Consider the following 11849-nt stretch of genomic DNA (forward strand, 5'->3'; position numbering starts at 1 on the left):
CAATTTGAGAAATTCCAAGGTGAAAACCAGGTCTTAAGACCTATTGAAAGCAAAAGTTTCACAACATAAGAAAAGAGCAGCAAGTGCGCTGCTCTTTTTTGAACAAATTTAAATCTCATACAAATTTAATATGCTTCATAGAAATTTCCTGCACCGTAGATGCACCTGTCATCAGCATGGCTTCCTTCAGTTCTTTCTCATAAGTTTCCAACAAAACTTTTACGCCTTGTGGCCCACCGCCATATACAGCTGTTACAAAGGGCCTCGCAATAATTACGCCATCTGCGCCAATCGCTAAAGCCTTAAAAACGTCTAATCCCGATCTAAACCCGCCATCCACAAAAACTTTCATCTGTCCTTGAACAGCTTCTACAATTTCAGGCAAAACAGATACCGTTGACTCTGTTTCATCTAGGACACGACCACCATGATTGGATACCAGAATCCCATATGCACCTGCCTCCAATGCCTTTAGAGCGCCTTCAACGGTCATCACGCCTTTTACAATAAAGGGCAATTCTGTAGACTCAATAACCTCTCTAAGAATATGTGTTGGCATAGGTGCGACTGGTTTCCCCTGAGCTGCTAGAATAGACAACCCAGCTGCATCAATGTCCATTGCCACAGCAATAGCGCCTGCTTCTTCAGCAATTCGTATTTTTTCAATTACTTCATTTTTTCGCCAAGGCTTAATTGTGGGAATTCCAATACCACCATATGCTTTTATGGCTTTTGCAGTTCCAATAAAGACATCATCCTCAACACCATCTCCTGTAAATGCAACACTCCCAAATTCAGCACACCCTTTAACAAGCGCCTCTGAATAAGACTGATCATCATAAAGGTCGCTGTAATGCATCTGAACAGCCCCAATTGGGCCTGCAAATACAGGGATTTTAAAAGTTTTTCCAAATAGAGATGTTTCAGTATTGGCTGAAATCACACTGTGAATCGTATCCATTCTTAAAGCGATTTTTCTTAAATCAGTGTAGTTTCTAACAAAACCCAGACCAGTTCCTTTTCCACCAGGACCTGGGATCACGCCCTTACACGCAAGTCCATTACAGACTGGACAGACCTTACAGTGAGGCCCTATTGTTTCTTTTGCTGTTTTTTTTATATCATTTAAAGTCATCTATGCCCTCCTTAATCCATATGCAGTTCAAACCAAGTGCATATTTCTTCAAGCCTTTTAATCCGATGTTTTGGTTTTCCACCTCTACTTAGTTCATGGTTTTCACCCTTAAATACACACAATCTGGACGGTACACCAAATTGCTTAAGGGCTGTAAACATTTGAAGCGCTTCAGGAAGCCAACAACGATAATCCATGTCTGAATGAATGAATAAAGTAGGTGTTGTTACATGATCTGCATATTTCAAAGGTGAATGATCCCAGAGCTTTTCATAGTTGGTCCAAAGATCTGCCGCTATTTGATCCGGAACAAAGTAATAGCCAATATCCGTGACGCCGTACTCTGTTGTCCAGTTCGATATACTGCGTTGAGAAGCAGCGGCTTTAAACCGATCCGTATGCCCAATAATCCAATTGGTCATAAAACCACCATATGAACCACCCGTTACAAAAACATTTTCTATATCAATTGCTTTGTTTTTAATCAAAACAACATCTGTAAATTGCATAATATCATCATAGTCAATTGTTCCATACTTCCCTCTGATATCAGCAAACGCGTTTCCTTTACCATCACTGCCTCTTGGATTACAAAAGAACACAAAGTAACCCTGATTCGCCCAGACTTGCATTTCGTGATAAAACACAGGTCCATATACCGTTTTGGGGCCACCATGAATGTTCAAAATTGCAGGGTACTTTTTTTCAGGATCATAGTCAACCGGCTTCATAACCCACCCTTTTATAACCTGATCCATTTCATTTTTAAACGTAATTTCTTCTGGTGTTGCTAGGGATGCAGACTCTCTAAACCAAGCATTGAAAGCCGTACATCTTCTTTCAGCTTGCGTTTCTGTTTCAACTTCATAAATCTCTTGAGGGGAGTTGTCTCTCAATGCAGTTACAAATAGACGCGAACCCGTGTATTCGAAATCATCTACACTCCCTTTCTCTTTTACAAGTCTTTCGATTTTGCCATTGGCATTTAATTTATTCAAATAAGCGCTATCATCTTCTGTTGTAATAAAGTATAAGTCACCCTCAACACTTTTGATGCTACGACGACTTCCATAACGGGCATCAGATCCAACACTATTTCCAATACTCTTGTCAAATTGTCCAGCAAACTTCTCAACTGCGCCAGTTTTTAATGACAACTTAAAAAAATCTGGATTCTGATTTAAGCCGTATGTTTTTTGATCATTGCCAATAAAAACAATTGCGTCATCTGATAAAAAATATGCCCCAGATAAACTATGTGTTTCTTCAAGAAGATTTTTAGAGCGTTGTGCTTCAAAGTCATATACCCACAGACTAGACAATAATGGCATTTTATCAGTATATGTTTTGCTTATATAAAGCACCTGCTTACGTTTAGAATCCCATTCGTAGAAAGACACAGATTCTTTCGCGTCCGATATAGGTGTTAAAGATTCCGTTTTCCGGTTGTAGACATACAGGCGATTTCTTTTTCCAGAGGTGTACGTGCCACCATTAGACCAAAATGGAATTTCTTCCAAAACGGCATAGTCTTTCGCCTCTTTTTGAGTTTCTATAAATTCTTTGCGGCCAGCTTCGTCTAATTCTTCATATTTTGAGATGGACGCATCATAATGGCCTAATACCAAGAAGATATCTTCTTCAATTTCTTTAAAAGACGAAACCGGTAAATTCAACCGCATAAATTCTCTGCTTTCGCCCCCTATTATTGGAAGTTCGTAAAAAACCGTAAGCGGAATGCCATTTTCAATTGCCGCTTTAACCTCAGGGTCTTTTTGGGATGTGTATATCACCGAGTCCCCAAGAACGCGCCATTGGTATGCCCCAACTTTTCCTGATGTTGTCATCTGCGTTTGCTTATTGTTTTCTAAATTCAGCACCCAAAAATCAGATTCATAGTTATTTTCTTTTAAATTGGGCGTATGCACATGAAAGCCCAACCACTTTCCATCTGGATCACTTGAAAGGCCAGAAATAAACTGAAGGCGTTCCAAATGATGCATCGTTACTTTTTCCATTGCAGACTCCTCTCATACTTTTATATATTTATTATACGCTAATTTTCCGTAGCATGAAATATAATTTTCTTAAAGACATGACTGTGCTATACTATAAGAACAGTATTTGAATAGGAGAATTTTATGAACAAAAAAATAAGCATTTCTATTGTTTTTATCGGTTTAATTACGCTATTATGGGCCTTTTATGCCTTTTCTCTAAATGTTTTTTCAGAAGCATCACTTGCCAAACTGATTGTAAAACAGGATGAATTTTCAAGTCCAGAAGAATATGTTTTAACTGACGCACAAAAAAACAGTTTATTTTTGGCTGTGGATTCAGCAACAACACCTGTACAAGCACCTTATGAGCCAGACTATCGTTTTTCATTGACTTTTGTCAATCAGTGGAATCTTACAAAATCCTATACGCTTGATTATACCCAGGAGTTGGGCTTTATTCTTTATGATGTCAAAAATACAAAAGAAAAGTACCAAGTGGCACAGCCTGATTTTTTTAGTCGATTTGATGCGTTTGATGCTATTTATAGCGCGCTTTTATATCCTGTAGTTGAAATTCAATATGGCAATCAATCCATCACACCAGGTATAGACTCTATTTCTTGGGAGTACAGGCGCCTAGATGGTTCTTGGCTGTCTCAACCATTACCCACAGAAAATGATCTAAAGGGAAATGAAACAACGACCCTCACAACTACAAACGATGACACCCAGTTTCATCTTACAAGTTCAAAGCTTCCCGACCAAGTCTATCTAGAGATATTAGATGATTCTACAGGCGCAACTGTATATGAAGATTACATTCAGCCAGATGCCATCCCCCATCCAGATTATGACGGTACATTCACATACAAGATCCAAAACATTTGGAATAGTCGGCATCAAAACTATGAAGGCCATATGGGTTTGTCTTTTCAATTAAGCATAGACCGTCCACCATCTTTAGATTTTTCTAAACTGGAAGTGGTACAGGGTGACTTCATTGAACTTCAATTAGCTTATGCCAACACACCTGATGAAATCAATTTGAATCTGGATTTCACAAGCACACCCCATTGGTACAAAGAAAATAATTTGTACAAGGCAATGATCCCAACAAGTTATTCAACCAAAACGGGGAATCACACGATAACATATGATATAGAAGATTCACAGCCTGTTTCTTTGACAGTAATGGCGCGTGATTTTAAAGTTCAGAATCTGATTATTGACCAATCTATAGAATCCAGTACAAGAAACGATAAAGCCTATGCGGAGTTGGATACTTATTTTGTTCCTGCACGGAAAATATCCAATCCCGATAGGTATTATGACACACCCTTTGTATTACCGGCTCAAGGCAGGATTACCACGGAGTTTGGTGAAAAGAGAACGGTCAATGGGAGTCTAACTTCTTACAGACATAGCGGTCTTGATATTGCCGCCCCTCTTGGCACGCCAATTGCCGCCACAAACACAGGAAAAGTTGTACTTGCAATGAACTTAATCATGACGGGCAATACAATAGTCATCGACCACGGTGCCGGGATATTCAGTGTCTATGAGCATCTTGACAGCCTCAATGTGACTGAAAATCAAATGGTTGAAGTTGGGCAAACAATTGGCACCATGGGTACTACTGGATTTTCCACAGGGTCACACCTGCATTTTATGATTTCACACTATCACATTAACATGGAGCCTGGTTACTTGATTTATGGTGAGGCCATTACAAAAGAAAATTATAAAGATCTCATGCACTAAAAAAAGCTGTTTCAAAGCCGACGACCTGTCTTGCTTTGAAACAGCTTTTTTATAAATTTACGTACGGTCGTATGGCCTGAAGAATTTCATGCGCAACCTCGGAACTCAAATTACCGTTTGAATCCACCGCATCCTTGTCAAAATTAATTCTAACCTTCGGCGATATATTATAGGCATTATACCAGCTCTCATAATTGCGTTTCAGGTCTTCCATGTAGTCTCGTGGTATGGTATCCCCTTCTGTTGAGCGCGCTCTTTTTCTTATACGATTCATTGCAACATCAACTGAAACATCAATATAAATCAAAATTTCTGGAACTTTGATATGCGCCAGCATATTGTGTAAAAGGTCTCTATAAATCTCAAATTCATCATGAGTCATTTCACCACGTTCATGGATTGTCCTTGCAAATATTTCATCCCCATAAATTGAACGGTCTAAAACCGCTGAATTTCCGTCTCTCTCAATTCTTTTAAGATCTTTAAACCGATCGTTCAAAAACATGACTTGAATAATTGCACTCCACCGGTCTGGTGTTTCATAAAAAAGGTCCAACATACGCTGTGCACGCGACTCCTTACCGTCGTCCTTAAGTTCTTGAAACAGGGGAATTCCCAATTCGCGGCTAATAAATTCTCCAACTGTCGTCTTCCCTGCACCAATAATACCGTCAATTACAATTGCCATATTCTTATCCCTACCTTTATTTTCAAACAGGTTTCGTTGATTTACTGCATATTTTAACATCACATCAACCCCTTTTAATCGTTCCACCACCTAGTAAATAGTTCTCTTTATAAAAAACAATGGCTTGGCCCGGCGTGATGGCACGCTGTGGATGGTCAAATTCAACCCTAACAACATCACCTTCTGGATAAATGGTACAAGGCGCTTCCTTAGCACTATAGCGTACTTTAGCCGTACAATGCATAGGTTCTTCCAAAGAGGACATCAAGATAAAATTCACATCTTTTGCCATTAAAGTTGACTTGAAAACATCCGAATTATCCCCTAAAACAATGGCGTTATTAGACGTATCAATGTCAATAACATACATGGGTTTTCCAAAAGTTACACCGAGACCTTTTCGCTGTCCAATTGTATAGTTTACAATGCCTTGGTGCTCACCAATTACTTTGCCTTCAACATCTAAAAAACTACCCTTTGCAATTGTCTTATCACTGTTTCGTTTTAAAAATCCAACATAATCCTGGTCTGGAACAAAACATATTTCCTGAGAGTCTGATTTTCTAGACATTGCCGTATCAAAACCCGCAGCTACTTTTCGAACGTCTTCCTTAGACTTAAAATCTCCAAGCGGCATTAAAATATGTTTCAGTTGATTCTGCGTCAAGTTATAAAGTGCGTATGTTTGATCTTTTTCATCAGCATCAGATTTTTCAACCACATAGCGGTCTATTTCCGAAGCATATTTTATTTTAGCATAGTGACCTGTTGCAACATAGTAAGCACCTAAAGCATGCGCCTTCTCAAGCAAGGCTTCAAACTTAACATATTTATTGCATGCGATACACGGATTTGGGGTTTCTCCTTTAAAATATGCATCAATAAAATAATCCACAACTGTTTCTTTAAAGACATCTTTAAAATCAAGTGCATAAAAAGGAATGCCTATTTGCTCACAAACACGTCTTGCATCCTCAGCGGATGATAGACTGCAACAGCCACCATCGCGTTCAAAATGTGCATCTTCCATTTCTTCATCTTGCCAAAGCCGCATGTTTACCCCAATAACATCATATCCCATTTCTTTTAACTTATACGCTGCAACCGTGCTGTCCACACCGCCACTCATACCCACAACCACTCGATTATTTTTTTCCATCTATAATCCTTTCGTAATTTTATCCAACACCATAACAACATACGCAATGTCTGCATCTGTTGTCTCAATTCCAATAGAAAACCGAACACTGCGCTTTGCCTTTGCCATATCCATCCCCATCGCTTTAAGTACATGAGAAACAGATATAGCCCCTGAACTACAAGCGGACCCACTTGATATACAGATACCTGCCATACTTAACCGAATCACAAGCGCATCCCCATCAAGACTTGGCACATGAACATTGACAATTCCGGGATGATCATACGCTTTGGTTCTTATAACATCTATCTGAACACTTAGATTTAGCAACGCATCTATTAATTTAGCCTTTAGCATTTGCATATGCGTCACATTTGCATCCAGATTTTGAATTGCACGATTTAGGGCGACATAAAAACCATATGCCAAGGCTTCATTAATCGAACAGTCACACCGATTGATGGGTTTGTCCGAATAAATTGCACCAATTCCCTTAGGCCCATTTAATTTATGGGCAGAAAAACTCATCGTATTGCCAATTGGTTTCAAATCTGTTTTCCCAAGTGCTTGAATGGCGTCCACATGAAGGGGAATCCCAAGCGGTTTTAAATACTCAAATAAAGTTTCAATCGGTTGGCGTGTTCCCACTTCATTATTATAGTACATTAAACACACTAGAATTGTATCAGCTGTTACCAGTTCTTTTGCAAGTTCAATATCCAGAACACCATCAGAGCACACAGGCATCTCAACGATTTCATACCCTTCTTTTTCATAAGCCCGACAAGTATTCATAACAGATGCATGTTCAATGGACGAAATTAAGATACGTTTTCCTCTGTGTTTGTTGTTTTCAATATGCATTTGAATGGCTAAAGCATTTGCTTCTGTCCCGCCTGAAGCAAAATATACGCTTTCATTTTCCGCACCTATTAACTTTTCAATGCCTCTGGTTGCTTTTTCCAAATAACCAGTTCGTTCATGTACAGGTTTTTGATACACATCATAAATCGCTTGGACAACCTCTTTTGAAACTGGAGTTGTTGCAGCGTGATCTAAATAAATTTTCATTTAAAACCCCATTGTTTTATAACCTAGTTATTCTGTAGGATATCAAAAATTAGTATACCGTGTGCATAGGGAACTGTCAACTGCTTGGCAATTCAAAAAAGAAAAATGGATGCCGGCGAAGCATCCATTTCATAGTGAGGTATTCTAAATAAGTTTACGTTTTGGGGGGTTTATAAATTAGCGGGGTGGCTAAAATATAAATTATGTTGTGCGTATAAGGAGTATTTAATTGATATTGATTATCAATCTCTATAAGTAATATAGCATACTATTCTGTACTTGTAAACCCCTTTTTAAAAAAATTAAAATAAAACTTCTTTTTTAGCAGGTGCTGTTTTTGCTATGAGTTTGCCCCTTGTAAAATTATATAAAACTTCTTTCTTTTCATTTAATGCATTATAAAAGTTATTAGAGTTCAAAATAATAAAACTCGCTGGATTCCCTTCTTTTATAGCATATGAATCGCCGAGATTCAATGTTCTTGCAGCATTGTGTGTAATAATCTTATACGAATCCATGATTTCTTCATAGCCCATCATTTGACACACATGAAGGCCCATGTGAAGTGCATCACGCATATTTCCATCTCCTAGGGGATACCATGGATCAAAAATATCATCATGACCAAATGAAACATTAATGCCATTTGCCAAAAGTTCTTTTACACGCGTAACCCCTCTACGCTTCGGATACGTGTCGAAACGTCCCTGAAGGTGTGTGTTAACAAGAGGATTTGCAATAAAATTCATTTCACTCATTTTCAAAAGTCTAAACAGTTTTGAAGTATAGGCGCCATTATAAGAGTGCATTGCAGTTGTATGACTGGCCGTAATCTTCTCTTTCATACCAGATTCATAAGCTCTTGCTGCAAGTGTTTCCACAAATCGTGACTGTTCATCGTCTATTTCATCACAATGCACATCCACCAATCGATCATATTTTTCAGCCAACTTCATAATATAATTAATGCTTTCCACACCGTATTCTCTTGTAAATTCAAAATGCGGAATCGCACCAATAACATCTGCCCCCATTTCAACAGCTTTTTCCATAAGTTTTTCACCATTTGGAAAACTCATAATACCTTCCTGTGGAAATGCTACAATCTGTAAATTGACTTCATCTTTGAGTTCTTCCTTAACTTCCAACAAACCCTCCAGTGCCACAAGAGAAGGATCCGTTACATCTACATGTGTTCGGACATGTCCTATACCATTGGCCGCTTGCTTGCGAATCGCTTCAACAGCTCTAGTTTTCACATCCAATTTCGTCAACTTTTCTTTTCTTTCAGCCCAACACGCGATGCCTTCAAAAAGTGTCCCTGATAAGTTCCATCTTGGATCGCCAGCTGTAAGGGCAGAGTCTAAATGAACATGGGGTTCAATAAATTGAGGCAATGCCATGCAACCATCACAATCGATAACCTCTTCCCCGTCAGGCACAGATTGATTCGGCTCTATTTTTGCAAATTTACCTTCCCGAATTAACAAATCTGTTTTTTCCGAGCCGTTTTCCAAATATACATTTTTTACCAGCATTTAAATACTCCTCTCTTCTAAGCTTCTTTACGCTTTCTAACTGTTTCAGCTACAATAAATACAACTGCGGATACAACCAGTGAATTTACGGGTGCGATCCCCCATTTTAAGAAAACCCCAACCAAGGCACCTAAAGCAACTGCTGCAATAGCGCCAACATTCACAGAAATAGGTTTATAGGAACTGTCCTCATAATTCTTTTTATTCATAAAGTAATGAATGATAATTACAGCACCAACTGGTGGGATCATACCACCAAGTAAACTGAGGTATGATACAAAATTGTTGTATAACCACAAGGCTGCTATTGTACCAATTGCACCCCCTATAATAACCATAGGCTTACTTTGAATCTTTGTAATATTTGCAAGTCCAAGACCCGCTGTATAAAGTGCGTTATTATTTGTCGTCCAAATATTTAATCCCAACACTATAATCGCAGGTAGCATCAAGCCTTGTTTTATCAAGATATCAAAGATATCTGGTGCACCTGTTACGGCACCACCTACAGCACCAAACACAAACATAATGCTGTTACCAACGAAAAATGCTATGACGGTAGCCCAAACTGCGATATTGCTTGTTTTTGAAAATCTGGTGAAATTCGGTGTCGCTGTTCCACCACTTACAAATGAACCAATTACAATAGACAATGCAGCTGCCATGGTAAGCGGTGCAGCCGGTACTTCAGCAAAAACATTTTCAAAGCCATTTACCATATTAATGCCATAATTCACTGAGTAAATACCTAGGGCAGCAATTAGCGGAACAGCAATTGAACCCAGAATCGCAAGTGCCTTTATACCGTAATACGCGGTTGCCGTCATAAGCGCACCCATCACAATAATCAAAAGAGTCGTATTGATTCCTAGGAGTGCCCCTACTGGCAAAGCAAACATAGCCACACCAACGCCAAACCATCCTATTTGCGTGAAACTAATTAACACAGAAGACAAATAGGATCCTTTTTCTCCAAATGAATACCGTGCTAACAAATCCAAGGTTAACCCTGTATTTTGACCAATATAAGCTAAAGCACCCGTGTAGATTCCCAAAAAAGCATTTCCCAATAGCATTGCCAAAAAGAAATCTCTAAGATTGAGTCCCATGCCTAAATTTCCACCTGCTGTCATGCTTGGTGAAAAAAATGTAAATCCAACCATTACCACCAATACTGACCAAAATCCTTGCCTACTGCCGCTGTCAACTGCTGAGAGCGAATGTTCTGTGTCTGTCGTTTTCTTTTTCACTAACTCTGACATCTCCAACCTCCTAAAATTTTATGTAACTAGTTACAAGTATGGTTAAAAAAATATAATGTAACTACTTACATTATATTATAATTTTCTGATATTTCAATTCTATTTTAAAAATTCGTCATATTTTTTTGTGTTTTTTTACTTCTTAATTTCAAAAAAAGGTTCCAAGCAACGGTACAGGTACTGATACGCTTTATGTTTTTCTGCATATACCTTTGACTGATCCATTGAGGGGCTAACTGGGTCTAGGGTTTGAATCATAACCTGTGCCGCTTCTTCTACACTAGGATACAAACCATCTCCTACTGCTGCTAAAATTGCTGCACCAAGTGCACCACCTTGATTTGTATTTATGCCTAAAATCTCTTGACCAAAAACATCTGCTAAAATCTGACGCCAAGCTCGACTTTTTGCCCCACCGCCAATAACGCGTATTTCTTTTACCTCGATTCTCATATCTTTTAATATATCAAGCGAATCTTTAAGCCCAAATGCAACACCCTCTAAAACAGCTTTTGTGAGTTCATGTCTCAGAGTATTAGGGGGCATGCCTACAAAAGTACCCCTAGCATTGGGGGTGGCGTACGGAGTCCTCTCCCCCAAAAGATAAGGTAAAAAAAAACTGGTGATAACGAGTCATCGACTTCATTCCACAGGTCATCTATAGGGTGGTCTATAATTTCCTCAGACCACCATTTAAGACAGCTTGCAGCAGATAGCATTACACCCATAGAATGATACTTCCCATTGGCATGGCAAAAAGCATGCAATCTATTTTTAGAATCCATCACATAGTCATTGTGGGCCGCAAATACAACGCCAGACGTTCCCAAAATAACTGAAACTATGCCCTCTACAACGGTTCCAGTTCCAACCGCTCCAGCAACTTGGTCGCCAGCCCCCGCTACAATCAAAACTTCCTGATTCAAACCAAGTGTTTTTTTAATTTCTTCTGTAAGTTTTCCAGTCACTTCATAGGACTCATGTAATTTTGGAAGCTGATCTGCTCTTATTCCTATATACTCTAGAATTGGCTGTGCATATTTTTTGTGCTTAACATCCAAAAGCAACATCCCGGACGCATCCGAAAAATCTGTGGCAAAAACACCTGATAACTTGTAATTAATATAATCTTTTGGCAAAAGATAGTGATGTACCTTTGTGACATACTCCCACCACTTAAGAAGTGGGGGCTTCTCGTTCGAATAGCCTAATGGCTACAGCATAAGCGAGCTATCCCCGTATGCCCCACGGTT

The 11849-nt window shown here is 39.0% G+C and carries 9 protein-coding genes and 1 pseudogene; 1 reads left to right on the plus strand and 9 read right to left on the minus strand.

Translation table 11 applies throughout. The features are described from left to right. Positions 1–115 precede the first annotated feature (115 nt). Both JOC49_RS11010 and JOC49_RS11015 read right to left on the minus strand, forming a co-directional pair. Positions 116–1135, minus strand: a complete 1020-nt coding sequence (locus tag JOC49_RS11010) for an alpha-hydroxy-acid oxidizing protein (RefSeq protein WP_204665090.1) — start codon at positions 1133–1135, stop codon at positions 116–118. An 11-nt stretch (positions 1136–1146) separates the two neighbouring features. Further along, positions 1147–3153, minus strand: a complete 2007-nt coding sequence (locus tag JOC49_RS11015) for an alpha/beta hydrolase family protein (RefSeq protein ID WP_204665091.1) — start codon at positions 3151–3153, stop codon at positions 1147–1149. A gap of 123 nt (positions 3154–3276) precedes the next feature. On the opposite strand from JOC49_RS11015, the gene JOC49_RS11020 reads away from it, so the two are divergent. Further along, positions 3277–4896 carry a M23 family metallopeptidase gene (locus tag JOC49_RS11020; protein ID WP_204665092.1) on the plus strand — a complete coding sequence of 540 codons (1620 nt, stop codon included), beginning with the start codon at positions 3277–3279 and terminating at the stop codon, positions 4894–4896. A gap of 49 nt (positions 4897–4945) precedes the next feature. On the opposite strand, the gene JOC49_RS11025 is transcribed toward JOC49_RS11020, so the two are convergent. The 7 genes and pseudogenes from JOC49_RS11025 to JOC49_RS11055 form a co-directional block, all read right to left on the minus strand. Continuing rightward, the gene (locus JOC49_RS11025; protein WP_204665093.1) at positions 4946–5644 is read right to left on the minus strand and encodes a deoxynucleoside kinase; all 699 of its coding nucleotides are present in this window, start codon (positions 5642–5644) and stop codon (positions 4946–4948) included. A 4-nt stretch (positions 5645–5648) separates the two neighbouring features. Further along, positions 5649–6743, minus strand: coding sequence for a tRNA 2-thiouridine(34) synthase MnmA (gene mnmA, locus JOC49_RS11030; RefSeq protein ID WP_204665094.1), 1095 nt, complete (start codon positions 6741–6743; stop codon positions 5649–5651). Then, complete coding sequence (locus JOC49_RS11035; RefSeq protein WP_204665095.1) at positions 6744–7796, minus strand: cysteine desulfurase family protein; 1053 nt, start codon at positions 7794–7796, stop codon at positions 6744–6746. A gap of 302 nt (positions 7797–8098) precedes the next feature. Beyond that, positions 8099–9334 carry a cytosine deaminase gene (gene codA / locus JOC49_RS11040; RefSeq protein ID WP_204665096.1) on the minus strand — a complete coding sequence of 412 codons (1236 nt, stop codon included), beginning with the start codon at positions 9332–9334 and terminating at the stop codon, positions 8099–8101. 17 nt (positions 9335–9351) lie between these two features. Continuing rightward, positions 9352–10596, minus strand: coding sequence for a cytosine permease (codB, locus tag JOC49_RS11045; protein ID WP_204665097.1), 1245 nt, complete (start codon positions 10594–10596; stop codon positions 9352–9354). A gap of 135 nt (positions 10597–10731) precedes the next feature. Continuing rightward, complete coding sequence (locus tag JOC49_RS11050; RefSeq protein WP_204665098.1) at positions 10732–11196, minus strand: FGGY-family carbohydrate kinase; 465 nt, start codon at positions 11194–11196, stop codon at positions 10732–10734. Then, positions 11145–11747: pseudogene (locus tag JOC49_RS11055) on the minus strand (FGGY family carbohydrate kinase); the annotation flags it as partial. The pseudogene JOC49_RS11055 and the gene JOC49_RS11050, both read right to left, overlap by 52 nt. Positions 11748–11849 lie beyond the last annotated feature (102 nt).

It is taken from the genome of Fusibacter tunisiensis, from assembly GCF_016908355.1.
Lineage (GTDB): Bacteria > Bacillota > Clostridia > Peptostreptococcales > Acidaminobacteraceae > Fusibacter_D > Fusibacter_D tunisiensis.